Here is a 24,879-nt window from a genome sequence, read left to right as displayed (position 1 = left end):
ATGTCAAACCACTGTGGCAGAATGGTTGAGTGCCGAGAACACTGCCCGTGGTCGATATCAGCGCGCCGGCATGCTGCCCACCGCTGGCCGCGGGGCCCATGAGCGATGACGACGCCCTGCGGGTTGCTCTACGCCTCAAGGCGCTGGCCGACCCCGCGCGAGTCAAGATCATGTCGTTGTTGTTCAACTCATCTGCCGGCGAGGAGAACACCGGCGAGCTCGCTGCGGTGTTGGGGCTTTCGGAGTCGACCGTCAGTCACCACCTGGGTCAACTTCGCAAGGCGGGACTGATTGAATCGGATCGCCGAGGCATGAGTGTCTATCACCGCCCCCATCGGGATGCCCTGCTCGCCTTGTGTGCGGTGCTCGATCCCAACTGCTGCAGCTGATTTCGCACCGTTCGTCTTGCGGCGCGACATCTAACAAGAAAATGCCGGGTTAGCCGCGTGGCTCGCTGAACGACCACCGTCCTGCCGGTGAACGACAACCGACGCGACCAACCATTCTCGGGTCAGGACTTGACCCGGCATAGATAGCTCAGTACTAATTGAGTCAATGAATATTGAGTTATCTGCGGATGCGGCGCGGCGGGTGCAGGTCCATGCGGCCCTGGCTGATCCTGGTCGGCTGGTGATCGTCGACCGGTTGATGCTCGCCGATGCCTCGCCGTCGGAGCTGCAAGCCGCGCTGTCGATGTCGTCAAGTTTGATCGCCCACCACCTGGGGGTCCTCGAAGGAGCGGGCATCGTGCGCCGCGTCCGTTCCGAAGGAGATCGCCGGCGTAGCTATCTGCAGTTGATCCCCGCCTCGCTAAATCTGCTGGTGCCCTCGAAGGCAGCAGATGCAGCCCGGGTGGTGTTTGTGTGCACCCAGAATTCGGCGCGCAGCCAGTTGGCGGTCGCGGTGTGGAATCGACGCAGCGCGCTACCGGCGACCTCGGCCGGGACGCATCCCGCCGCTGCAGTACACCCGAAAGCCCTGGCCGCAGCAGCGCGCCGCAAGCTGCCCATGAAGCCAGACGCCCCGCGCCACCTCGACGATGTGGTCAAGCCGACTGACGTGGTCATCGCCGTCTGCGACAACGCCCACGAAGAACTACCCCCCGACGGCAAGCGCCTGCACTGGTCGATCCCTGACCCCGTGCGCAGCGGCCGCGCCGGCGACTTCGACCGCGTCCTCGATGAGTTGACCATACGCATCGATCACCTGGCCCCCACCCTGCACGACCCCCACTAGCAACCGCACGCCACACCAGCTCTGTCCCAACCTCATTCGCGTACGGCTCCCTGCACCCACGACCGGAGGTACCAACGATGCGGACTCCATTCAGGCTGACTGCGGTGGCCCTGAGCGTGCTGACGGTCACGGCGCTGACGTCTTCGGCATGCGCCAAGGATAAGGTCGCTCCCAGCTACGCCACCGCGGTGAAAGTGCAATGCGGCGGCAAGCAGACGTTGAAGGCCAGTGGCTCGAGCGCCCAGGCCAATGCCATGACCCGATTCATCAAAGCCTACGAAAAGGCTTGCCCCGGGCAGACACTGGCCTACACCTCCAACGGCTCAGGTGCCGGGGTGCGTGAATTCTTGTCCGGCCAAACCGATCTGGGTGGTTCTGACTCCCCGCTGGCCGGAGACGAGTACGCCACGGCCAAGCAGCGGTGCGGCTCGGATGCCTGGAATCTGCCGGTGGTGTTCGGCCCCTTGGCGATCACATACAACCTCAACGTGGTGGACAGGCTCGTGCTGGACGCCCCGACCGTGGCCAAAATCTTCAACGGCCAGATCACCCGCTGGGACGACCCGGCGATCAAGGCGCTCAACGGCGAGGAGATGCCGCCCGAACCCATCCACGTGGTGTACCGCAGCGACGCCTCGGGCACCACCGACAATTTCCAGCGCTACCTCGACGCCGCCGCGGGCGCTGCCTGGGGCAAGGGCACCGGCAAGGTCTTCAACGGCGGGGTGGGCCAGGGCGCCCCGGGCAACGAGGGCACCTCAGCCATGGTCAAAGACACCGAGGGCGCGGTCAGCTATAACGAGTATTCGTTCGCCCAAGCCCAGCGGCTGTTCGGCGCCAGGATCGTGACCTCGGCCGGTCCGGACCCAGTCGCCATCAACAACGACACCGTCGCTAAGGCGATCGCCGGCACCACCATCACAGGCCAAGGCAACGACCTGGTACTGAACATGTCGGCGGTCTACAAGCCCACCCAGCCCGGCATCTACCCGATCATGCTGGCCACCTACGAACTGGTCTGCTCGAAATACGCTGACCCACAAACGGCCCCGGCAGTACGAGCGTTCCTGCAGTCCACCCTCGGGCCCGGCCAGGCCGACCTCGACGACTACGGATACTTCCCGTTGCCCAACCAGTTCCAGTCCAAAGTGCTCAGCGCCGTCAACGCCATCAGCTAAACCGCCACCCTCACCCCAGATCCAGTGGCGCAGCGCCGCACCACCAACGCAACACCCAGACCACATCAGGAGCCAACCCCCGCATGACAGCTCGCCATATCGTCGCTATCGGCGGCAGCGATGCCGGCATCAGCGCGGCACTACGCGCCCGTGAACTCGACCCCACCACCGAGGTCACCGTGGTCGTGGCCGACGCCTACCCCAACTTCTCCATCTGCGGCATCCCCTATTACGTATCCGGGGAAGTCACCCACTGGACCAACCTCGCCCATCGCAGCGCAGCCGACCTGGCCGCCACCGGCATGCGGGTGCTCACCGACACCCGCGCCACCGCCATCAATGTCGCACAACACACCCTCGACATCCTCGACTCGACCGGCACCCCGCAGCAGCTGTCCTACGACGCGCTGATCGTGGGCACCGGCGCCCTCAGCACCCGCCCACCCATCACCGGTCTTGCCGGCCCCGGCGCACTCGGCCCGGCCGACGGGGTGCACCTGCTGCACTCCATGGGCGACACCTTCGCCGTCATGAACTCCCTGCAACACCGCGACCCCGCCACCGCGATCATCGTCGGTGCCGGCTACATCGGCCTGGAAATGGCCGAAGCCCTCACCACCCGCGGCATCCAGGTCACCCAGATCGAAGCGCTGCCCGAGGTGCTGCCGACCGTCGACCCCGAGTTGGGCGCCCTCGTGCATACCGAACTCCAACGCAACGGTGTCGAGGTCCTCACCAGCACCGCCGTTTCCGCCATCACCCGCACCGACACCGGCGCCCTGACTGTCACCGCCACCCACGGCACCGAAACCATCTCGCGGACTGTTGATTTCGTCCTCGTCGTCGTGGGAGTGCGGCCCGACACCGAACTCGCCGCCGATGCCGGTGCCGAACTCGGCGTCAAGGGCGCCATCGTGGTCGACGATACGATGCGCACCAACCTGCCCGATGTCTTCGCCGCCGGTGACTGCGTGCACACCCACCACCGATTGCTTGGGATCACCTGGATACCTTTGGGCACCACCGCCCACAAGCAAGGCCGCGTGGCCGGCGAAAACGCGCTCGGCGGACACGCCCACTTCGCGGGCAGCCTGGGCACCCAGGTCGTCAAGGTCTTCGACCTCGTCGCCGCCCGCACCGGCCTGCGTGAACACGAAGCCGTGGCCGCCGACAAGGGCTGGACTCCCGTCACCAGCCAATCGAGTCCCGACGACCATAAGGCGTACTATCCGGGCGCCACCCCCATCCACATCCGCATCACCGGCGACCACCACAGCGGGCAGCTTCTCGGCGCCCAGCTGGTCGGGCACCGCAGCGCCGAAATCGCCAAACGCGTCGACACCTACGCCACCGCGCTCTTTCACGACATGACCGTCGAGCATCTCAGTGAGCTTGACCTGTCCTACACCCCACCGCTCGGATCACCCTGGGACGCCACCCAAATGGCGGCTCAAACATGGGTGCTCCGACATCAACCCGCCGCCCAAATTCAGCGCGATGCCCTCACAGTGGAGGATCGATGATCACCAAAACCTTCGTTCGCGCAAGCGCCTTGCTGCTCGTCGGCGCACTCGCCGGCTGCGGAAGCACCAGCAATGTCGGGCAAAACAGCACCCAGGCCGTGCAAGCCGGCCAAATCTGCGGTCAAAGCTCCGCGGGCAAGCCCGGCTACCCCCGTCCCATCAACAAACTCGACGGCGGCGCCAACACGCTGTCGGGCGCCGGATCCACCTTTGTGGCGCCCGTGATGTCAATTTGGACAAAGGACTACAGCACCTCCGACGGCGTACAGGTCGCCTACCAGTCCATCGGATCCGGCGGAGGAGTACAGCAGATCAGCGCGGCGACAGTCGATTTCGGCGCATCCGACACCCCGATGAAAGACAGCGAACTCGCCCTAGCGAAAGGGGGACCGATCCTGCACATCCCGCTGGTGCTCGGCGCGGTCGTCCCGGCATACAACATCAAGGGCATCGACAGCGGTGTGAAGTTCGACGGCGAGACCCTGGGCAAGATCTACGCCGGCAAGATCACCAAATGGAACGACGACGCCCTCAAGACCCTCAACCCTGGAACCAATCTGCCCGACGAGCCGATCGCGGTGGCGCACCGCTCCGACGGGTCGGGCACCACGGCGGTCTGGACTGACTACCTGACCAAGGAAAGCCCCACGTGGGCAGACACTTTGGGTGGACCGGCTAAGAGCTTCGGCAAGGAGGTCGCCTGGCCCGTGGGCATCGGCGGTAAGGGCAACGAAGGCGTGTCAGGCGTGGTCAATCAGACCGAGGGCGGCCTCGGCTACGTCGAGCTGGCCTACGCCATCCAGCAAAACCTCAAATACGGCCAGGTGAAAAACAAGGCCGGCAACTTCATCCAGGCCTGCACCGCCACCATCACCAAGGGCACCGACGGCATCACCTACCCCGACGATCTGCGCGTCAGTCTTACTGACGGCACCGACCCGAACGCCTACCCGATCACGGGAACCACTTATGGGTTGGTCTATGCCAACCAGACCGATGCCGCCAAAGGCAAAGCACTGGTCAACTTCTTCGCCTGGGTGTTATCCAGTGGCCAAGATGAAGTAGCCGCCGTCAACTACGCCCCGCTCGGAAAAGACTTGCAGCAGAAGGCCGCTGGCCAGCTCAAGAAGATCACCATTGCGGGTGCACCGGTAGGCTAGTAATGCGAGCGCGCACCACCGACAACGGTGCGGCGGTGGCCATGCCCCGGGCCTTCTCGCCGGGCGCTCCGGTCAAACGCCCATTCCATTTCTTTGCTCGACATCGCGGCGATGCGATGTTTCGATCGCTGACGGCCTGCGCCGCCGTCTTTATCGTGCTCACGCTCGCGGGCACCGCCCTCTACCTACTCCTTCGCGCGTGGCCGGCGCTGAGTCACTACGGTCTGGGGAGTTTTCTCACCTCAGACCGGTGGGCCCCCTCGGAGGCCACCGCCGCATCCACTCACCCCAACCCCTACGGCATCCTGCAGTTCATCATCGGAACGCTGATCACCTCAGCGATCGCGCTGCTCATCGCCGTCCCCATCTCCGTGGCACTAGCCCTCTACATCACCGATGTGGCGCCACAGCGACTGCGCCGAGCACTGTCATCACTGGTTGATCTGCTGGCGGCCATCCCCAGCGTCGTTTACGGCTTCTGGGGCGTGTTCGCGTTGCTACCCGCGATCACCCCCCTCGGTAACGCTCTGACGCGGCTATCGGTGATCCCGCTGCTCGGCGGCGTGTTCCGCGGACCGTTTTTCGGCTACTCGGTGTTCTCGGCCAGCGTGGTGCTGGCGATCATGGTGCTACCGATCGTGACCGCCATCTGCCGCGAGGTCTTCGCCACCGCCCCAGCGGCCGAAAAAGAAGCCGCGCTCGCACTCGGGGCCACCCGCTGGGAAATGCTGAGACTCGCAGTCCTACCGAGATCACGCGCCGGCATCACCGGCGCCGCCATCCTGGGCCTGGGCCGCGCGTTCGGTGAGACCATCGCGGTGACGATGTTGATCGGTAACAACGTTTTATCGATCGCCACAAGCATCTTCTCGCAAGGCGCCACCATGCCCAGCGTCATCGCCAACGAATTCACCGAAGCCAACCAGCCCTACCATCTCGATGCGCTGTTCGTCGTCGCGGCCGCGCTGCTCGTTGTTTCATTGCTGGTCAACGTCATTGGCAAGCGGGTCGTCAGCCGCGCAGGGGAACACATCGCATGACGCTTGCGACACGAGCACGCAGTATCAACACCACGTCCATCAGGCAGCGGCGCAAACTCACCAACTCGGCCATGACCGGCGTCCTGACGGCCACCATGGCTGCCACCATCGCCGTACTGGTGTGGGTGCTGGGCTATGTCGCCGCCGAGGGCCTGAAATTTCTGGGCCCCGAATTCCTCACTCAGACACCGCCAGGCAATCCCGCTCAGCCCGGCGGCGGATTCGCCAACGGCATTATCGGCAGCCTGATCATCGTGGGCATCGCCACCGCCCTGTCCATTCCCGTGGGCGTCGCCGCTGCCATCTACTTCGTCGAATACGGCGGTCGGCTCGCGCGATTTGCCCGCTTCGTCACCGACGTGATGGTCGGCATCCCCACCATCGTCACCGGCGCATTCATTTACGCAATCTGGGTGGTGCACTTCGGATTCTCCGGCATCGCCGGCGGAATCGCCCTGGCGCTCATCATGCTTCCGCTGATCATCCGATCAGTCGAAGAAATGCTGCGCCTGGTCCCGAACGAACTACGCGAAGCGTCACTTGCACTCGGGGTCACCCGAGCCCGCACCGTCATCTCGGTGGTCTTGCCCACAGCCAGCGCGGGAATCATCACCGGCATCATGCTCGCCGTCGCCCGGGCTATGGGAGAAACCGCGCCGCTGTTGCTCACCGCGCTAGGCAATGACCTGTTCACCGAACTCAACCCCGACAAACGTATGTCCACGCTGTCACTGCAGATCTTCGGCAACGCCATCACCGGTTTCAAAGCCGCGCAGGCCCGGGCCTGGGCCGGTGCACTGACACTCATCGTGATGGTCCTACTATTCACCCTGTCAGCCAGGCTGATGGCACGGCGTTCAGCAATCAGCCAAAGACACTAAAGCGTTTGCCCCCCAACGATTCCAGCTGTCGCGACCACGACCAGTTCGCCGGCATGCTGGGCGGAATCGGTGAACCCGCATTTTGACGGGGCTGCCTGGAACTATGCACACTCCAGTGATTGCGCGCACTGACTAGATAGATCGGGAAATCAACAGCATGATCAGCACCCGCTGTGCAACTGGCCTCTTCGGCGCGACATGAACGTCGTTGAGCTGGCCCACCGCGACGCACTGGCCGCGTTGTGTGCGGTCTTAGATCCCACCGGCTGCAGCGGCTGATGATTGATCCCTCGCTGCCGCGGGTCAGCATGACCGAACTACGCCGCCATTTCGGCCGGATCATCGGTGAAGTGGCCCAGGGACAGACCTTTGTCATCACCCGGCGCGGGCGCGAAGTCGCGGTGCTCGCCCCGGCCGAGGAGTACCGCCGCATGAGTGCACGCGGGTGAGCCTGGATCGTGACGGCGATGCTGACTGTTTTAGGTGAACCACGCGTCGGCGTGCGCGGTGGCGGCCAGCGTTGAGGCTTTCGATGCGAGCCTGGTTCCGATCTTCTCGGCGGCTCGCTGTGCGAGATCGCCCGGCCACTGATCAGGGTCGCGAAGGATCTCGCGGGCCAGCTCAAAGCTGAGCGCACCGAGTTTGATATCGCTGGCCCACCCGCCCAGAGGGAGTAGTGAGCGACTGTGTTTGAGCTGCTTGGCTTTCACCGTGGTGCGCGACCCGACCGTGCGCAGCAATGGCCGCATGTCACCCAATCCGGGTTGCAGTAACGACTCGAAGCCCGTTTCCAGCCGCCGATCGGCCCACTCGATGGTCGCTTCGGTCCCCACCACGTGGATCAGCCAGAGCAGCCGCGGGCTCACCTCGACTTGTTTGAGCCGCAGCGGCTCGGCAAAGACGAGTTCGCGGGCCACCGAAGACTTCGTGAACCATCCAAGCGAATATCTCACTGCGGCATAGTGTTTAGGCGAGAGTGCTGATACCACCTCGTTGAGACGTGGTGTCACATCAAGTACGGCTTGCGGACGTGCGATGCTCAACACCGAAAATACCCAGTGCCGTCGATCCAGGTCGGACTCGCACGACGAGAGCGACTGCTGCCACCACTGTGCGTCCTTGGTGTGCGATCGCGCGTCATGTTCCCATAAGGCCGCGCTCGCCAGCGTCGGTTCATCGGCTCCTGCGCGATCGGCCAACCTTTGCAGGTCCAGGTCGGCGGGAACGGTAGCGATCGCTTGTCGCAATACCCAGCCGTCACCCCAGGTCTGCGCGATTCTCTTCAGCCGGTTAAACCAGTCGGTGGCGGTGGCGTCGGAGAGTGGTTTCTCCGACAGGTAGTTCGATAACTCGGTAATCTCGCCGAGCAACGCATCACCGGTGTGGCCTCGCTGCCGAATCCGTGTTCGGCGTGCCCGCTGCTGTGCGGCGTCGGTGTGTGGTCGCAGTTGTGCTTTGGCCGCGCACTGCACCAAAGGCGCGACTGAGGTCAGCGGACTCGGGGTGATGGCATCTGCGGCGCCGTCGTTGATGTCGGTCTTGCAGAGCGAGATGATCTCGCCGTGACGTCCGTTGTAGCCCCCTTGGTGTAGCAGCGTGGCCAGCCACACCGTCTCAGGGCTCAGCGCTATCAATGTCGCTGCGAGCGTGTCGTTTTCCGGATCGCTCAGTTCCCGGAGAACGCCCAACTCGGCGGCGGTCTGTAACCACGCAAGCGTGGGCGCGGTCTGCGCCCACCACCACTGATGAAGGTCGTCGGTGGTGCCGTGTCGGCGCAGCAGCGCGGCGATGGCCGATCTCATCTCCAGCGATGCCTCCTGGCCAAGGCGTGCTTTGAGGTGTCGCACGGCCTGGGATTGTCCGGCTCGTTCGGAGAACTGTAGGTGCGGGCCGTTCGCATCGAGCAGGCCATCTGCGGCCAGGATCACCCCGGGGCCCTCCAACACGAAATTCACCACTTCTTGCATCGGTTCATCGGCTTGCCCGACGTAGGTTCGGTCATCGAGGAACTGCGCGGCCATCGAACGCAGCATGGGATGCAGCGCGAGATCGCCTGTCGCTGTGCTTAACTGGCGCAAGTTCTGGCGGATCCCACGCACTTCGACCTTGGAGAACATCCCCACGAAAAACCGGCAGACGTTGGACCAGTAGGGGCGTTGCAGCAGCGCATCCAGGCAGTCGTCGCGCGAATTACCGACCCCCTTCGGAGGGGCGTTCTGGAAAATGTAGAGCGCAGTGAAGTATTCGCGCAGCGACTGAACCTCGAACTGGAAGCGATCGGTTTCTCGTTCGACCAGACACAGCACTCGAGTGGAGATGGCCGAGAACAGTCGGTCGGCGAACTGCTGGCCGTACTCTTGGCCTTCAAGATGCTCGCGCAGCACCGTGCGGAGCTCGCTGCGTGAGATCGAGCCCGCGCCGGTGCCCTCTTCGGCCCTGGTCTGCAGATACCAGCCCAGGTAGGCATGGACACTGACGATGGTGTCGCGCTGATCAGCGAGCAAGGGTTCCTTCTCGGCTGTCTGCTCGCGATCCAGGAAGGTCTTCAGATACTCCGCGTAAAGCTCCGTGCGCTGCTGGGGAAGCAACTGGCGGCGATGCAGAAGGTGCAAAAGGATGGCCAGTTGCATTGGGTAGGAGGCCAATTCGCGGATGTGCGGTACATGCTGGTTGTCCATGAAGGTCGCCTGCAGTTTGTCGGTGGCCTCCTCATTCAGTCCGGCGACGGCCGACCACTTCCTCAGGTACTGAATACGCAGACCCTGGGAGAGCCGCTGCAAAGTGAACCGCGGGAAGTCGCGCGAGGACCACAGCCGCGACGTGGTCGCCCCCGGCCGCGTGGCGACAATGACGACCAGATCACGCGCGTCAACTTTCTGGCGCGCGTACATCTCGACGATCTGGTCGCCGACGTGCAAGCGTTGGTCGATGTTGGCGACCTCGTCGAGTCCGTCGAGGGCGATCAGCACGGGCTCGGTCGACACCAAGGTGGCCAGATCCTCCAGGGAGAACTCGTGCCCGCCGCTGCCCTTCTTCACCTCGGCCACGATGTATTGCTCGATGCTGCGCCAGGCTGGGCTGGCCGCGGGTTTGCCTTTCTTGTTCTTGGCGACGGGCGCCTTGGCGATCGCCCATTGGGCGTAGCGTCGCAGATCCAGTCGGATTGCCACCCGGGGCGTGCGTGTCACCTGCGCGAGCTGCTGGTCATCGCCGGCGTAGGAGCTCTTGTTCAGCATGCGAGATCGATGGAATTGGCAGACGTACTGCAGCAACGTGGACTTTCCTTGGCCAGGCCCGCCGACCAGCAGCGCGTTGCCGCGCCAGTCGGGATGCAGCAGCGCCTGAGCAGCTCCGGCCACAACCTTCCCGCCGGCCCCCGCTAGTGCCTCCGCGTCGCCGGGATGCTCAGCGGCGATTCGCTCGATGACCTCGGCGATGGCCGTGTCCGGTGAACAGGCGAACGGAACGTCGACGAACATTGCATCAACACTGGGACCGTGCAGGTCGACCTGCTCAAACAGCACCCGGTCGTCGATCTCGTACTGGTTGCCGACGTAGAGTCGAACGGTCGAAGTGATGCGGTCCTTGCGTCCTTGGTGTTCCTCATGCCGGCGCTTCATCGTGACCAAGGTCTCAGCGTCGTAGGCGTCGCCGTCGTGGGCGTCGATCAAGCTGTGATGCGTCGGACACAACAACATCAAGTTCTCGTACTTATCGATGTCAGCGCGGGGATAATCGGGGTCATAGCGTGGGCCCCCAGAGCTCCCGGACCGGATATGTGCCTCCTCGCCGACGACGACCGCGAACCCGTCACCGGTTCGCGCGTCCACTTCATCGGCCGTTAATGACTGCCAGCACGTCGCGAACGAGCACAGGTTGTGGGCACGACCCCACAGCAGCTTGCGCGCCTGTGCGCTGATCGTCACGAGACCTCGCTGTCGGCATCGAACGGAAAACCGCTCTTATCCTCTCAGAAGCCTCGACACACTCCGACCAGATCACCACCGCGCGTCGCGTCGCTGACCTCGCGTTCCGCCGCGCCGGTCACTGTGGCCATCGCTGAGAAGAGCAAGTTCCCAGCGCACCAAATCGATGGCGGTGATCACCGCCGGATCGTCGGGATCCAGACCTTCTTCGCGCAATGCGATGCGTTCGATGTCGTCCATATGGGTATGGACGGTCATCCACCCAATCCGGTTCCAGCGATATTGGCTACCGTGACCGTGGTGGAGGCCATGCGCTGGCTGTCGTCGGTCTGTCGCACCGTTCAGGTAGTCTGAGCGACAGTGCCACCCACCAAGGTGGCGACAGGTGAATAAAAACAACAACACACAGATCACCGTTTTCTACGGAGACCAGCCCGCCCACGCCCATGAGCGTCGAGCTATCAACGTGGTGCGGAACGAACTTGCTCGCCGCAACATGCCGGCCACCCTGCTCGTCAACTTCGCGGTCGCTCGCGGAGCCCGCCAGATTGATCTGCTGATCGTCTCCGACCAGCGGTGCATGAATGTCGAACTCAAGCACGTCGACCCCACCTTGCCGCTGATTGCCACTCCCAACGGCCCGTGGCGCCAGCGCCTCCCTGAGGGCGCAGAGCGCATGGTGGCCGATCACGGCTACTACGAGCAGGCTCTCCAGGAAACCTACGGTGTCGCCGACGTCCTGGCTGATCTCAACCGCAAAGGCGTGGTCCCCGGTCCAACTGGTAAAGGTTTCGCCAGGCACATCGACACCGTGGTGTGCTGCGACCCGCACATTCCCGCGGGCTCGACGCTGAACCGACACGCCTACGTCAGCGTCGTCGGACTCGATACCCTCGTCGACCGACTCGCCCAGCCCGGGCCGGGACTCCCACACTGGGACCGCCGACACTGGGACGAGGTAATCCGCCATCTCGGCCTCTACCCCGAGGGCGAGGACACGACGGAGGCGTTGCGTCGCCGCGCCGACGCTGCAGCTGTCGAGGACTACCGGCGCAGGTTCCGGGAGTTCACCGCAGCGAACCTTCCACCGCTCGTTGCGGCCGCCGCGCTAATCGACTCAGCGCCAGTCACTGTGAACGCCGACACCATGGCGGATCACCTTGTCGGCCGGCAGCACCGGATCCAGCTGGCAGCCGAAAGCGGCCAGGGCAAAACGCATCTGGCCAAACACGCCGCGCTGACTCTGACCGATCGCGGCCAGATGGTGGTCTGGATCGATGCCGACGATTACAGGAAAGGCCACCTCATCCAGTCGTTACGTCGCGCGGTCAGCCCGTTCAGCACACACGAGGCCCACTCACTGCTGGCGAAAGCCGCTGAAGGCGGATCCGGGATCACCTTCGTCATCGACGCATTGGAGAAATGCCCCCACCGTGAAAAGCTGCTCGAACAGCTCCACGCGCTCCAAAACCAATATCCCGCAGCGCTTTTGGTCACCACCACCAACGCTTCTATGCCCCAACTCGCCGCCACATGCAACGTGCATTTGCAGGCGCCGACCGGCGTCGAACGTGGGCGCATCGCCACCACCTATGGAACATCCGACCGCGTGGCCGAATCCGAGGAGTACAGGACCCGCTACGACATCACCCTGGCGGCACAAGTCATCGCAGATCTGCCCGCTGGCCGGGACAGCAACACCGAGGTCCTCGATGACTACATCCGTCGGCGCACCCCCAGCGAAGCCGTCCGAGCCGGGCTGCGATGCCTTGCCCAGGCCATGAACGCCGGCGTGCGCACCGCACTTCCGATCGCGGAGGTGATGACCACGCTGCGCCGCTGCGAAGCACTCGCCACCACCCCGTCGGCAATCGACGACACCCTGGCTTCGCCGCTGATCCGGGTCTACCAAGCTCGGCTGCGCTTTGACCATGAGAAGCTGGCGCGCTTCCTCACCGCCGAGCATCTGGTGTTGACCGCCCACGACGGCGCCGAGCTGGCCCAGCTGCTCACCCAGCCGGCGCACCGGGATCTTCGCGACCACGCACTCATGCTGGAGAGCGACCCCGTCCGCCGCTACGACACCATCCGCCAGCTCGCCGACCCCACGCTGATCGCCTCCGCCGCAATGGGATCGTTCGGAATCCCCACCGCCAAGCAGGCCCAGGCAGACATCACCGAATTGCTCGTCCAGGCGGCCGCTGCCGCACCACATTCCACGTTCACGGCCAAAGATCCGCAAGCCGCATCGCTCGATGGCACCTGGCATCACCTGCGGCAATGGACGCCGATCGAGGAGTCGTTGCTGCTCGCCGCGGGACGGTGTGCCTACCACGGCATGTTTCTGCCCGAGATCGGCGCATTGATGGACGCGACCGACACCGTGATGCGCACTGCGATGCGCGACCTTCACGGGGCGGGCAGCCGGATGGCGATCAGCACCGTCGTTGCATGTACGTTCGGCCCGTTCGGTCAGAAGAGCACCCCCGCGGCCGGACTGGTGACTCAGGGCGCCCAAGACGCCCGTAATTTCGGCGACCGCGCGGCCACGACCATACCTACTGCCACCCCGACGTGGACACCCAACCCGCGATGCCTCGGCCGGCTCTATTTGGCAGCACTGCTCAGTCATCCGATCCGCCACGACATCGACGCGCAGCATCTGCCTGACCTCGTCAAGACCGGCCTGGCGGTCGGCGGCTATCACCTTCGGCTGAAGTTATTGGAGTCTGCCATGTACGGCAGTAGTGTGCTGAAATCCGATACGCGCCAACGCATGGTCGACGTGCTGAGCGGCTACGACAACGACCTAGGCGACTGGGGTACCAGCTCGACGCTAATCGACGCACTCGCCAGCTACGACCAGATCACCCCCGTGACGTCGCTGGAAGGAATCCAACGCGAGATCGCCGACGCTCTAAGCGACGTCGACCATCCCGATCACCAGACACTGGCCCAGGGAATCGTGGCCAGCATGTTCGAAGACGAACGCGTGCTCGGCCCCTACAGCGAAGCTATTGACTCATTGCCCGACAACCAGCGGCTGACCCTGTACGCGATGTCGGTGATGCCCTCCGACTGCAGCTTCGGAACCCCTTGGGCGGTAAAACAACTCGCCGAGGGCGCCGACGGCGCCGACGACCTCGTAGTACGCGCATTGGCTCGTTACGCCGGACCACTACCTCGCGAGACCTTCAGTCACTCCGAGGCGGTGGCTGCACACCTCAATGGTCTATCCGGCTGGGCCAAGATTTCCGCCACGTTGCCACCTGTAGACGAATCGGCCGACGAGGTCGCAGTCGCATGGAGACTGGTCGATGAACTGTTACTGCACCTGTTCCGTGGCGACATGGTCGAACAGGCAGCAGGTATCTGGCACCGGCTCTCACACGAAACGCCCGGCTCGACCGTCACCATCCTCCGCGACCTCTATCGCGCTAACAGCGAACTGCTCAGCGGCGACCAGAATTCCACGGTCAATCCGCACCGCGCGCTGGTGGCCGCCTATCCCGACCAGATTCGCGAACTGCTGCAGTGGGCCCTGACCCACCGCGACGACCTACCAGGAGGGCGAGAGAAGTGGCATCCCATGGGCGGCACCAGCGGTTACGCCGTGCGGATGCTCGGAGTGGTGGGTACGACCACCACCGCAGACCTGTTGCGCCACCACTACGTTCACGACCCAGAACTTGGCCGCGACGCTATCGAGGCCGTCCACGCGATCGATGCGCGCACTCAACAGTGAGGACCTGTGGCCGTCTAAGCAACTGTGCGGCAAGCGATTACAGTCGTTGGTTGCCGATCATCAGAAAGGTGGCTCATCGGTGGTCGTCCACGGATTGATTGTCGGCGGGACTGCTGCCGCCGGCAGGGGCAGGTTGGCGACGACGTAGAGGTTAAGGATGTCGTCGCGGTCGATGAACATGAGTTGGCTGCGTTTGGATGCGTCCAGCGCGTTACCGATCCAGGCGCGTGCGGCTTTGGTGATCTCGCCACCAGCGACGATGAACGCGTGGTCGACCAGAACTCGCTTGTTGTGTTCGGGATCAAAGATCTCGTGGGCCAGCATCATCAGCACCTGGTTGTGGATCTCGGCGATATTGGCGTTGCCGGTCTTTGTGACACCCGAAGCATCGAGTTTGCCTTTCTTGGCTTGGATGCCGAAGTAGAGCTGGTGCTGGGTGGGCAAGGTGTACCGCATCCAAATGTCTTTGCCGTATTCGAGTGCCTTGTCCTTGTGGCCGGCGGCAGTGATGCGATGAAATCCCAACTGCCGGAACAGCGGCAGCAGCACCTCTTCGATCAGTTGGTCCTCGCTGCAGGTGTCGAGGTAGGCGGCCAGATTGGTACGCCGCTCGGTTTCGGCCGGGGTTAGGGGGCGGTGCGGGTTGACCTGCAGCACTGTGACTGTGTCGCTGCCAAGATGACGCAAATAGCAGTGCCGGTCCTCGCCGTAGAACGCCTCGAACCCTTCGCGGGTGAGCACGCTGTTGAGTTGGGCAAGGGCGCCCGGTCGTTCGGCGCCTTCGTTGAGGGCCTCGCGCGGGTCCATCAGGTGATCGATGAGACGACAGAACACTTCCGGTGGATGTGGGGGACCTTCGTGGGGTTCGTTGAGCATCGACTCGAGGACATCGGCGACCCACCAGTTGCGGGTGGTCTTACCGTCGTGAGTCCACTCGGTGTCCATGTCGGCGAAGAATTCGGTGATGTAGTAACTCGACCGATAGGGGAAGTACTTGGGCTGCTCGTCTGGGCCGGGCACATCGGCGCCGGTGTTGCCGCAGATGAGGTCGGCCAGATCGAGCGTATTGCGGCGTTTGAATTTCAACGAGATTCCCTGCTGTGACGGTGGTTGTGATCGCGCTGGTGCGACCTCGACGATGCCGAGGTGGTGAATCTGGCCGTCCGGGGTGGCCAGAACGGCCCTCCAAATCGTATGCACTTCATGGACACATATTCGCGTTATCTTGACTGTCGCATTGCTCAGCTTCGGACCTCACGAGATCATCGCCGACGAATTCGCCGACCTCCCCGGCGCCGAGCAGGTCATCATCTTCGGATCCTGGGCAGCCCGCTACGCCGGCCAGCCCGGACCCCCGCCCGACGACATCGACGTTTTAGTCATCGGCGACGCCAGTCGGCAGCAGGTCTTCGACGCCGCCGATCGCGCCGAGCGCCGCCTTGGCAGGCCCGTCAATCCCGAGCAGACCAAACCCGCCCGATGGGAAGACCCACGTGACTCGAGCTTGCTGATCGAGGTCGAGCAACGCCCCTTCCTCACGGCGTACTCCCGGGCGAATCGATGAGCGGCGGGATCCAACGGGCGCGGCACCATCGCGTTGCCGCGCTAACGGGCCATCTACCGTGCTGCGCGACCCGATCGTGCGAAGCAGCTGCTGCGTGTCACCCAGGCCGCGTTGCGGTAACGACTCGAAGACCGTTTCCAGCTTCTGATCTGCCCACGCGATGGTTGCCTCGGTTCCCACCGCTCGTATCGCTCGCGGGCGAGATCGGACCGTACGGACAAGGCGGGCCGGCGAGCGCAGTCGTGCGTCAACTGTGGCCTCAAGTGACCTCGTGCTGGGTAGGCTGCCTGCTCGGAGGGCCTATGTATATCGAGCGGCTGCAGCTTAGTAATTTTCGCTGCTTCGGTCCCGCGGGTGCAGCGGTCAATTTGGATCCGCGACTGACTGCTCTCATTGGCGGAAATGGCGCGGGCAAGACCGCGGTATGCGAAGCGCTTCTTCGGATGTTCGGCACTCAAGAGCAGCGCCGCGTGCAACTCGATGATTTTCATGTATCCAGTGCAGAAACGGAGCCGCCCTCGGCCCGATCGCTTCAGGTGGAAGTGATACTGGCTTTTCCCGAGCTGGAGAACGTCGACGAAGACGACCCGGAATCTCTAGCTGCAGCCGATAGCGTGCCAGAGTTCTTTCAGCAGATGGCGGCAACAGAAGATGGCCACCTTAAGTGCCGATTTGTGCTTAGGGCGACCTGGATCGATGACGGGTCAGTTGATGGAAATATCGGAGAAGAGCGCCGTGTCGTCCACACGTTCGACGAGGACTACGGCGATCGTTGGTCATCGTTTCGTGAGGTCGACCGAAATCGCATTCAGATGCTCTACCTTCCCGCAGCGCGCGACGGCGCTCGCCAGTTGGCTGCGTTTATGCGCGGACGCCTGTGGCGAGCTAGCCGTTGGTCAAGCGACCTCAGCGAGCACCTCGCAGGTGCCGCCGATGACTTACTTGAGAAGTTTCAGTCCGAAAGTGTGGTGACCGCGATTTCACAAGCCCTCAGCAAGCGGTGGCAACAATTGCACCACGCCGATACCGAGGCTCGGCCATCGTTCGAGCCGCTTCAGAGAAACGTCGGCGAACTATTTCGCAACGTTGCGCTGCTATTTGAGCCGTCACCGACCGGGCGGAAGCGGGCTGCCACAGCATTGAGTGACGGTCAACGTTCCCTCCTCCACCTCGCGCTGTCCGCGGCCACGCTGGATCTCGAGAGCGACTTTGTTGCCGGGAAGCTATCGGACCAGTTCGAGCTCTCGCTATCGAGCTTGCCGGCTTTGACACTCTTGGCTCTCGAAGAGCCCGAGAATCACCTCTCGCCATTTTTCTTGTCGCGGGTAGTTGCCCAGCTGACCGAGCTTGCGGAACAGACGCCGACTCAATCGATTTTGGCGAGCCATTCGGCGAGCGCGTTGGCGCGGGTCGAGCCGGACCAAGTGCGTCACATCTGTCATGACCGCGTGACCGCAACGAGTTCCATTACCCCAATTGAGTTGCCTGCCGACGTCACTGAAGCCAGCAAGTACATCCGCGAGGCGGTGCGCGCGCACCCCGAACTCTACTTCTCGCGCTATGTTGTGTTGTGCGAGGGTGACTCCGAGGAACTGGTTATCCCGCTCCTTGCGCAAGCCAGGGGCGTGCCGATTGACCGTTCGTTCGTCGCAGTCGTTCCGCTGGGCGGACGTCATACCAACTACTTTTGGCAGCTCTTGTCCAGCCTCAACGTGCCGTATGCCACGCTCCTCGATCTGGACTGGGGACGCGATGGCGGTGGTGTCGGAAGGATCAAGACCGTATGCCAAGAGCTCCTCAAGCTAGGCGAGGATCCTTTCGCTGACATACAAGGCTACGCACAGATCGAAGATCTTGAAGCTGATCTCGACTACAACGAACTCATCGCGTGGACAGAGCACCTGCGCCGCTTCAACGTCTTCTTCTCCGAACCGCTCGACCTGGATATGTCCCTGCTTGAGACGTATTTCGATTATTACTCGGCAGATTTGGACGAGGGGGCGAAGGGGCCAGACTTCGATTCCGATCCTACGCCCGCGGTGTTAGGACGTGCCGATCCCGTTATCGACTACTGGAAAGCGCCGGAGCGCAAGCAGTATCTCTCGTGGTATCGGTACCTCTTTGCCAACAAGTCTAAGCCAGCAAGTCATCTCAGAGCTCTGACCACAGTTCCAACGGACAAGCTTGCCCAGCCGCCTACCGTACTGGCCGACCTTATCGACACAATCGAAAAGGAAGTAGGGCTAGGATGAGCTTAGTAGCACCAGATAGCTGGCGCCCCAGCGGGATTGATGATCTTGAGCCCGCGGCGTGGCAAGCTCTAAGGGACGACAGATCAACATGCGTGACGGCTGGACCAGGCGCCGGCAAAAGCGAGTTCCTTGCTCAGCGAGCAAGTTACCTGTTACTAACCGGTCTATGTCCAGCGCCGCGGCGCATACTCGCCATATCATTCAAACGCGACGCAGCCTCCAACCTCGAACGTAGAGTAGGACTTAGGGCGCCTGAACATGCCCACCGCTTTACGTCGATGACGTTTGACGCGTTTACAAAGCACATCGTGGACCGGTTCGGCACCCTGCTGCCCGGACGCTGGAAAATGGCTGGTGACTACAAGATCCAGTTCAGTAGCGATAGGCAAGTCGAAGATGTGTTGACGGAAGCATCGGCCAACGCTCCCGCAGGACTGAAAACGGCAATCGACGCCATTCCGCGCGGCACCTTCATGACGTCGATCCTGGGCACATACGCTCTCCCGATTAAGCCGGTCAGCCCGCCCAAAGCAGTCGACTACGCCGTCGAAGAGTGGTGGCGCAGAAGCTATCTGGAGCTGCCAACCCCCGTCGTGGAGTTTGTCATGTTGAATCGATTGGCAGAGTTGATTATACGGACCAGCCCACAGCTACAACGGGCGATTAACCTCACATACCCATATGTATTCGTGGACGAATTTCAGGACACAACTTTCGCGCAATACACCTTCCTAAGGTCACTATTTCGCCGAACTGCCACCGTCACGGCCGTGGGTGACCGCAAGCAACGCATCATGGGTTGGGCTGGCGCGCTGACTGACGCCTTCTCAGAGTTTCAGCGTGACTTTGCGGCCGCTCCCTACGCCTTGCGGTGGAACTTCCGCTCGACGGAGGCGCTCGTTAATCTTCAGCACCGGTTCGCTCGACTCCTGGATTCAAACGCGACTACTGCAGCAGCGCAAGCGATCTCGGACATAGACGGCGAAGCTGCAACGATGTGGTCGTTCGGTACTGCACGGTTAGAGGCCCGCACGATAGCCGCTTACATTGCCGCCGATACTGAATCGACGGGCCGATCACCCGCAGACTACGCACTCATCGCGCGTCAAAGAGTGGCTGATTTCGAGCCCGAGTTCCGTGACGCTCTAAGCGAGTACGACATCGTGGTCCGAAATGATGACGCCTCAGTCGGAAAGATGAAGCTTCAGGACCTACTGAAGGACAACTTGGCTCAGCTACTACTCGGAGTTCTCAAGCTCGCCGCGACTTCGCGCGGTGAAGAGGGTAGCCCCCAGGCTTGGGCCGGAGTCTCCTCCTCGATAGCCAATCTGCGGAGTGGCGACGACCAGAGCGTTTTCGGCTCGGTCAGGACCGATGATGAACTTGCAGCACGCCTCCGCATTGTGCGTCAGTGGATGCGCGACCATGCATGCAACCAAGACGCAGTGGACGCGGTAGTCGACCTGGTAACAGAAATGATTTCTGTCATCACCGACGGTCGGATTTACAACCTCGCCGACACAGCGGACGATTTTCAGGTCCGACAAGATGCTTTTCGCATGCGGCTTAAGACAGCATGTGCCGACGCTGGTTCCTGGCGTGCTGCTGTGACCGCTTATGAAGCACGAGATGCAGTTCCACTCTTAACAATTCATCGAAGCAAAGGACTCGAATACCACACTGTATTTTTCTTGGGTTTAGATGATGACCAGTGGTGGGCGCACCAACGAGATCTCGAAGCGTCCATCGCCACATTCTTCGTAGGGCTATCGCGTGCTGCGCAACGAGTGGTCTTCACTCAGTGCGATACACGCGGTGGCCGACGCAACATCGCCGACCTCTACGAAATACTTGATCAGGCGGGTGTTCCGGTGACCAGATTCGGCTAGACGGCCCGCATCAACCAGTCCGTTCCTTTACATGCTCAACCATCAAGTGCGACTGAGGAATTGGCTATCTCACCGTCAGACAGCCGACATAAAATTATGAGTTGTACGACTAGGGCAGCCGGGAAGGAGGGGAATGAAAATCGAGTTTATCGCGGCGGCGATGATGGCTACGACGATTTGGTGTGTGCCGGTGTCGAATGCCATTACCGCCGAGGAGGCGTGCAGGACTACGTACAATTGGCCCATCCCGATGCCAGCATTGACAGGCTGGTCAATGGAGTACACCATGACGGACTCGACTACCTCGTGCTTCACCAACATCTCGGCCATTGCGCCTGATGGTCACGACGTCATGAACGACACCATCAAAGCCCCTATCCCGTTCGGGTGGTGGAAGATCGCGACTCAGTCACCACCGGCAGGGACGAAGGTCCAGATGGACCAGCAGATCAAGTTGACCGTCGTGGAAGACCAGAACGCGCCCGGGCAATGATCAACGGACCGGAATCAAGACGAAGCCGTCCACAGCAAGTGTTGAATTTCAAAAGCGACCAGGTCACCGAAGGCCACCGAACCTATCCGGCAGCATATTGAACGTGGGTTGCGGCCGGGTGCGTGCCGTGGCAACCGGACCTCGTATCACCAAACACTGCGCGTTCCTGCGGTCGATTCGTTGAGACAACTTGACGTCCGTACATAATGCCGGCAGAACGTCGTCCCGCCACCCTATGTTGGACACGATCCGCCACCGCTATGGACTGGTCACCGTCCGCTGCAGCCCCCGTTGGATACCGGCGGCCCAACAGGTTTCTACCCGCTCGGCGGTAAGACGTGGGCCGACGACAATGCACCACCGTTCGCGCATGTCGAGGAGCAGTACCGAGTCCGTATCAATGGTGCGGACTACACGCCCTATACACGTGTGGTCGACGGGCATCAAGAGCAATGGGTCCAATACACCTATGAGGCTCAACGGTTTACGCAAATCCCGATTGGCGGATCGATTTGGGCGCCACAGGGCCCGAACGAAATTACGGGAGAACTCGGCGGCATCAAGACCGGTGGGCTCGCTGGGATTAACCCTCCACCGAGTATTGGTCCGTGGCGCCCGATCACGCTTCCACAGATCGCCTCACTATCAGCTGCTAATCCCACGGTGCAGTACTACATCCCCGACGGCTGCGGCGGTCAATTCACGTTCACCAACGGCACCGCCACCGGCGGGCACTCAGGGCTCCCACCCATAATCCCAAGCATCATTAGAGGATAAGCCGCGGGCCAGATGAAGCTGGCGGTACGCGAATCGGCTGCAGAGGTTGCTGGGTCGGCTGGGCGCCACTCGTTGGCGATGACAACGACGTCCGGCCGCCGCACCGATAAATGCCGCGCCGGAGGATAACGTGGCACCGACCGCAAACCCCGGATCGCCCCAAAGGAGATATGCGTGGTCACTGACTTCCGCGCACAAGAGTTGGAACAACTGGTCGCGGTGTGCAAACAGGACCTCGGGTCCTCAGCAGACTGGATCGCACCGCCAGGATACCCAAACAGCTTGGCGCTGTGCATCATTGACGCAGTGTTCTCCATCAACGCAACTTACGGCGGCGTCGCGAACGTCATCACCCAATATCGACGCCACCGTGCCGAACAGAACGGCGACGCTGATACCGATGGTGTGATCGAACTACTGGGAACCTTTGAGTGGTCCAACGGCCCCTAGGGCTGGGCGGATAAGGTCGAAAATCATTGGCGCACTTCAACACGAAGCGGCATCCTCAAGTCCGAGGCGGTCCGTCAAGAAGCCCACGTGCTTGCCAACCACCGCGTGTGGCACGTCGCCGATCTACATGCCGCTGCCGTCGAGAATCGTCTGGACCTCCTCGCGCGCGACTGGCTGGCCGTGACCGGGCAGGGCTCGGGTATCTCTGGAGTTACGTCTCCATTCTCGCCCGCCCGCATCAGCACCTCGGCGCGTCCGCAGAGCTCGCTGACCGCTACTCGGACGTGGTTGTCGGGGTAAAACCCGATCGGATGGTCAAACGCTTCGTCGCACGTGCTATCGGCGTGCACGAACACCAGCTGGCCAACCGCAAGGCAGGAAGCCTCGTCAAGGCGGCGGCCGAGGCGATCGGCTGCGATGTGTACGGGCTCGACCACGCAATCTGGCGGCACACCTCTGGACGGCCCCATCAGCAGGAATGACTTCCTTCGCCCAATATGCCCTGCGTGGTAGACGCAAATATATCCGCCACATATAGTCCGGCCCATGACGTGGGATCGCGTGCGGCAGAGGACCTCCTGGTACAACATGCGCCTGTCGGTAGACTACGTAAGCGATCGTCTAGACGCCACACCCCAATCGATTCGGCAAGACGTCGCCGCAGGCGGTGCAGAAGGCTTTCCAGCCCCAGATCTGGAACTTGATCGCAAGAACTACTGGCGACCTGCCACCCTCTACGACTTCATCGACGCCTCGCGTCCTCACTTTCGGACACGGATACCACGGCTCTATCCGCTGCCGTCATCGTTTCGTCACGCGCCGGCCGCGTTCCTCGGGGCCGAGCCCTTCGAAGTAGGAAAAGGTACCTGGTGCAACCAGGGCGTCTTGCACTTCTGGCAACCCGCCGACGACCGTGGTCGTGTCATCGTCGCCTACCCAGACCAGACCTGGAGCGTCGATGTCGCCCGCGACCTCGCTGCGTTAATCGCAGGCCAGCACACGGACGTCTCCACGGTCGTCGTGGTCACCGACAGCGAAAGCCGCACACCCGACCCCGAACACCCCGACCGAAACGACCCACGGAGCCATCGAGGCATCGGGGTCTGGGACAGCCTCGGACAATCTGGCGACGGCCCGGAGAGCGTTGGGCGAGAATACTTCTCGTGGTCGGATCTCGCCTACCTTCTGCGCACCGACGTGCCGTACTGGCCGTCCGGGCTCCTCGACATGGACGCCATGGCCGCCTGGCGGCCCGGCGAGGTCCGAAAAATCGCCCCCCGCTACCAGACGCAGTACCAGATCAAGAATTTTTCCGCAGCCCTCGTCGATGCCTGTAAAGACGATTCCGTTCTGCTGCGGCTCCTCGGCCGCGCGTGCCGCATCATCAATTACGCGACCGCTCAAAACCTGCAGCTGACTCCACTGTCTGTGACCACCATGACCAGTGAAACCGGCCTGTTGGTGGCCGGCGTGCCCGATATCGACCCAGTCGCCCCCGACCCGCTAACCGACGAGGAGCGCGCCGAACTCCTACATCTGCCCGCCAACCCTCGCTACGCAGAATCGGCACTGTTTATCGGATCGCTCGGCGATGGATCCTGGGGGTACTGGGGGCTGTGGCAGCCCATCTTGGGTTGCGTGACCACCATCGATCGCAACCAACTCGGGCCCCTAGCCCAACGATGGCATGAGCGCCTCCGTCCGCTGACCGCCCTGCGGCGAACCGACGAACTCGGCTTCACCTCGATCTACTCGACAATCGATCAAGGCCCCGATAGATACAGCCCTCGCCAGTGCTTGCACGACCCCCTGCAGCCCGATTCCTGGATCGTCGAAACCCCGACAAGGATCTATGCGACTACTGGTTCCCAACTTCGGCACGCAACCGGACGGCTGAAAAGCATCGAAATCGGTGTGACACCAGGTCAATTCAAGGACAGCTACCCGGCTTTCGTTGCGGACGAAAACAGCACATCGTGGATCATGCCCACGCCCCATGGCAAGGCTGAACCTTACCCGCTGGGATACGACGGATCGGGCGCGAGAGGCATGGCCATCGCGGTCCGAGAGCTCTGCGCCGACATCAACACACTCCTTTCCGGTAACGACCAATTCGCCTTCACCGACGACTGGGAAGAACCCTGCCCACTGCGCGACACGTTCATCGACCTGAATGCTCCACTAACGCTGCACCGCAACGATATCGACCGCTTACTGAACCTAGTGCCCTAGAACTCGACCACAACTTAGAAGTAGGCCGTGCTGACCGCGGGCTCCTCGTCTCCGACATGCCACCGGTGTAGCACATGTGCTACAGTAGATTGTGTGGAAGTAGTTGGCTTGCGTGAGCTGCGGCAGAACGCGTCCGAACTCGTCCGCCGGGCCGAGGAGGGCGAGGAGATCACGATCACCGTGGCGGGTCGCCCGGGGGCCCGGCTCGTTCCTGCGGCGCCTCGTACCTGGCGGCGGTGGACGGACGTGGCCGACCTGTTCGCTGGGCCACCTGATCCCGCCTGGAACGCCGACCGTGAGGCCATCGACCACGAGATACATGATCCGTGGGCCAAGCAATGAGGGCGATCCTCGACACCAGCGTGGTGATCGCGTCCGATGTCGAACCCCTGGTCGGAGAGTTGGCTGTTAGCGCAATCACGTTGGCAGAACTGCACTTCGGGGTCCTGGTCGCCAAAGATCAGCAGGTGCGGGCCGAGAGGCTGCGGCGGTTGCTGGTCGTTGAGCGTAAGTTCGACGCGCTGCCCGTGGAT

General features: G+C 62.4%; 20 protein-coding genes and 1 pseudogene. 18 read left to right on the top strand and 3 right to left on the bottom strand.

Annotated elements, in window-relative coordinates; translation table 11 throughout:
• Nucleotides 1–29: 29 nt before the first annotated feature.
• The 8 genes from AC5Y5O_RS29395 (at nucleotide 30) to AC5Y5O_RS29360 (ending at nucleotide 7,467) form a co-directional block, all read left to right on the top strand.
• A complete protein-coding gene (locus AC5Y5O_RS29395) occupies nucleotides 30–389 on the top strand; it encodes an Rv2640c family ArsR-like transcriptional regulator (protein WP_036474271.1) in 360 nt (119 codons plus the stop codon).
• Between the two features lie 166 nt (nucleotides 390–555).
• Nucleotides 556–1,236, top strand: a complete 681-nt coding sequence (locus AC5Y5O_RS29390) for an arsenate reductase/protein-tyrosine-phosphatase family protein (protein ID WP_036474273.1) — start codon at nucleotides 556–558, stop codon at nucleotides 1,234–1,236.
• A 77-nt stretch (nucleotides 1,237–1,313) separates the two neighbouring features.
• Nucleotides 1,314–2,414, top strand: coding sequence for a phosphate ABC transporter substrate-binding protein PstS (gene pstS, locus AC5Y5O_RS29385; protein WP_036474275.1), 1,101 nt, complete (start codon nucleotides 1,314–1,316; stop codon nucleotides 2,412–2,414).
• A gap of 83 nt (nucleotides 2,415–2,497) precedes the next feature.
• Nucleotides 2,498–3,937 carry an FAD-dependent oxidoreductase gene (locus AC5Y5O_RS29380; protein WP_061559527.1) on the top strand — a complete coding sequence of 480 codons (1,440 nt, stop codon included), beginning with the start codon at nucleotides 2,498–2,500 and terminating at the stop codon, nucleotides 3,935–3,937.
• Nucleotides 3,934–5,097 (top strand): phosphate ABC transporter substrate-binding protein PstS, encoded by a 1,164-nt coding sequence (pstS, locus tag AC5Y5O_RS29375; RefSeq protein ID WP_036474279.1) that lies wholly within the window; start codon nucleotides 3,934–3,936, stop codon nucleotides 5,095–5,097. Before AC5Y5O_RS29380 ends, pstS (AC5Y5O_RS29375) begins: the two co-directional genes overlap by 4 nt.
• Nucleotides 5,098–5,099: 2 nt before the next feature.
• Nucleotides 5,100–6,137, top strand: coding sequence for a phosphate ABC transporter permease subunit PstC (gene pstC / locus AC5Y5O_RS29370; RefSeq protein ID WP_051641740.1), 1,038 nt, complete (start codon nucleotides 5,100–5,102; stop codon nucleotides 6,135–6,137).
• Nucleotides 6,134–7,018 (top strand): phosphate ABC transporter permease PstA, encoded by an 885-nt coding sequence (gene pstA / locus AC5Y5O_RS29365; protein ID WP_051641741.1) that lies wholly within the window; start codon nucleotides 6,134–6,136, stop codon nucleotides 7,016–7,018. Before pstC ends, pstA begins: the two co-directional genes overlap by 4 nt.
• A gap of 278 nt (nucleotides 7,019–7,296) precedes the next feature.
• Entirely contained in the window at nucleotides 7,297–7,467 is a 171-nt protein-coding gene (locus AC5Y5O_RS29360) for a type II toxin-antitoxin system Phd/YefM family antitoxin (protein ID WP_082811611.1), read from the top strand.
• A 30-nt stretch (nucleotides 7,468–7,497) separates the two neighbouring features.
• Here AC5Y5O_RS29360 and AC5Y5O_RS29355 read toward each other — a convergent pair whose 3' ends face one another.
• Nucleotides 7,498–10,944, bottom strand: coding sequence for an HNH endonuclease (locus AC5Y5O_RS29355; RefSeq protein ID WP_051641742.1), 3,447 nt, complete (start codon nucleotides 10,942–10,944; stop codon nucleotides 7,498–7,500).
• A 72-nt stretch (nucleotides 10,945–11,016) separates the two neighbouring features.
• Nucleotides 11,017–11,202 carry a hypothetical protein gene (locus tag AC5Y5O_RS29350; RefSeq protein WP_139043417.1) on the bottom strand — a complete coding sequence of 62 codons (186 nt, stop codon included), beginning with the start codon at nucleotides 11,200–11,202 and terminating at the stop codon, nucleotides 11,017–11,019.
• Between the two features lie 127 nt (nucleotides 11,203–11,329).
• Here AC5Y5O_RS29350 and AC5Y5O_RS29345 point away from each other — a divergent pair, with 127 nt between their 5' ends.
• Complete coding sequence (locus tag AC5Y5O_RS29345) at nucleotides 11,330–14,689, top strand: NACHT domain-containing protein (protein ID WP_036474281.1); 3,360 nt, start codon at nucleotides 11,330–11,332, stop codon at nucleotides 14,687–14,689.
• A 60-nt stretch (nucleotides 14,690–14,749) separates the two neighbouring features.
• Here the strand turns inward: AC5Y5O_RS29345 and AC5Y5O_RS29340 are convergent, their stop codons facing one another.
• On the bottom strand, nucleotides 14,750–15,889 hold the full coding sequence (locus AC5Y5O_RS29340) for a PDDEXK family nuclease (RefSeq protein WP_232232274.1): 1,140 nt from the start codon (nucleotides 15,887–15,889) through the stop codon (nucleotides 14,750–14,752).
• A gap of 25 nt (nucleotides 15,890–15,914) precedes the next feature.
• On the opposite strand from AC5Y5O_RS29340, the gene AC5Y5O_RS29335 reads away from it, so the two are divergent.
• From AC5Y5O_RS29335 to AC5Y5O_RS29295, 9 genes and pseudogenes are all read left to right on the top strand, one after another.
• Nucleotides 15,915–16,253, top strand: coding sequence for a nucleotidyltransferase domain-containing protein (locus tag AC5Y5O_RS29335; RefSeq protein ID WP_051641743.1), 339 nt, complete (start codon nucleotides 15,915–15,917; stop codon nucleotides 16,251–16,253).
• 302 nt (nucleotides 16,254–16,555) lie between these two features.
• Nucleotides 16,556–18,505, top strand: coding sequence for an ATP-dependent nuclease (locus tag AC5Y5O_RS29330; protein WP_036474283.1), 1,950 nt, complete (start codon nucleotides 16,556–16,558; stop codon nucleotides 18,503–18,505).
• Complete coding sequence (locus tag AC5Y5O_RS29325) at nucleotides 18,502–20,394, top strand: UvrD-helicase domain-containing protein (RefSeq protein ID WP_036474285.1); 1,893 nt, start codon at nucleotides 18,502–18,504, stop codon at nucleotides 20,392–20,394. Before AC5Y5O_RS29330 ends, AC5Y5O_RS29325 begins: the two co-directional genes overlap by 4 nt.
• A gap of 133 nt (nucleotides 20,395–20,527) precedes the next feature.
• Nucleotides 20,528–20,887: a PASTA domain-containing protein gene (locus AC5Y5O_RS29320; protein ID WP_036474287.1), complete on the top strand. Its 360-nt coding sequence runs from the start codon at nucleotides 20,528–20,530 to the stop codon at nucleotides 20,885–20,887.
• A 951-nt stretch (nucleotides 20,888–21,838) separates the two neighbouring features.
• A pseudogene (locus tag AC5Y5O_RS29315) lies at nucleotides 21,839–22,414 on the top strand (DUF8548 family protein).
• Nucleotides 22,399–22,596, top strand: coding sequence for a DUF8548 family protein (locus tag AC5Y5O_RS29310; protein WP_500028524.1), 198 nt, complete (start codon nucleotides 22,399–22,401; stop codon nucleotides 22,594–22,596). Before AC5Y5O_RS29315 ends, AC5Y5O_RS29310 begins: the two are co-directional and overlap by 16 nt.
• Before the next feature lie 64 nt (nucleotides 22,597–22,660).
• Nucleotides 22,661–24,346 carry a hypothetical protein gene (locus AC5Y5O_RS29305; RefSeq protein ID WP_084954112.1) on the top strand — a complete coding sequence of 562 codons (1,686 nt, stop codon included), beginning with the start codon at nucleotides 22,661–22,663 and terminating at the stop codon, nucleotides 24,344–24,346.
• 93 nt (nucleotides 24,347–24,439) lie between these two features.
• Entirely contained in the window at nucleotides 24,440–24,688 is a 249-nt protein-coding gene (locus tag AC5Y5O_RS29300; protein WP_061559523.1) for a type II toxin-antitoxin system Phd/YefM family antitoxin, read from the top strand.
• Nucleotides 24,685–24,879: PIN domain-containing protein (locus AC5Y5O_RS29295; protein WP_500028521.1), on the top strand; the 195-nt coding region annotated here is incomplete at its 3' end. The genes AC5Y5O_RS29300 and AC5Y5O_RS29295, both read left to right, overlap by 4 nt.

It is taken from the genome of Mycobacterium sp. NGS40, assembly GCF_059812735.1.
This window is presented reverse-complemented; position numbering and strand designations above follow the sequence as displayed.

Bases quoted from the DNA above. Each gene is read 5' to 3' on its own strand.
- AC5Y5O_RS29390 (WP_036474273.1), top strand. From the start codon at position 556: ATGAATATTGAGTTATCTGCGGATGCGGCGCGGCGGGTGCAGGTCCAT.
- pstS (WP_036474275.1), top strand. From the start codon at position 1,314: ATGCGGACTCCATTCAGGCTGACTGCGGTGGCCCTGAGCGTGCTGACG.
- AC5Y5O_RS29380 (WP_061559527.1), top strand. From the start codon at position 2,498: ATGACAGCTCGCCATATCGTCGCTATCGGCGGCAGCGATGCCGGCATC.
- pstS (WP_036474279.1), top strand. From the start codon at position 3,934: ATGATCACCAAAACCTTCGTTCGCGCAAGCGCCTTGCTGCTCGTCGGC.
- pstC (WP_051641740.1), top strand. From the start codon at position 5,100: ATGCGAGCGCGCACCACCGACAACGGTGCGGCGGTGGCCATGCCCCGG.
- pstA (WP_051641741.1), top strand. From the start codon at position 6,134: ATGACGCTTGCGACACGAGCACGCAGTATCAACACCACGTCCATCAGG.
- AC5Y5O_RS29360 (WP_082811611.1), top strand. From the start codon at position 7,297: ATGATTGATCCCTCGCTGCCGCGGGTCAGCATGACCGAACTACGCCGC.
- AC5Y5O_RS29350 (WP_139043417.1), bottom strand. From the start codon at position 11,202: ATGACCGTCCATACCCATATGGACGACATCGAACGCATCGCATTGCGC.
- AC5Y5O_RS29330 (WP_036474283.1), top strand. From the start codon at position 16,556: ATGTATATCGAGCGGCTGCAGCTTAGTAATTTTCGCTGCTTCGGTCCC.
- AC5Y5O_RS29325 (WP_036474285.1), top strand. From the start codon at position 18,502: ATGAGCTTAGTAGCACCAGATAGCTGGCGCCCCAGCGGGATTGATGAT.
- AC5Y5O_RS29320 (WP_036474287.1), top strand. From the start codon at position 20,528: ATGAAAATCGAGTTTATCGCGGCGGCGATGATGGCTACGACGATTTGG.
- AC5Y5O_RS29305 (WP_084954112.1), top strand. From the start codon at position 22,661: ATGACGTGGGATCGCGTGCGGCAGAGGACCTCCTGGTACAACATGCGC.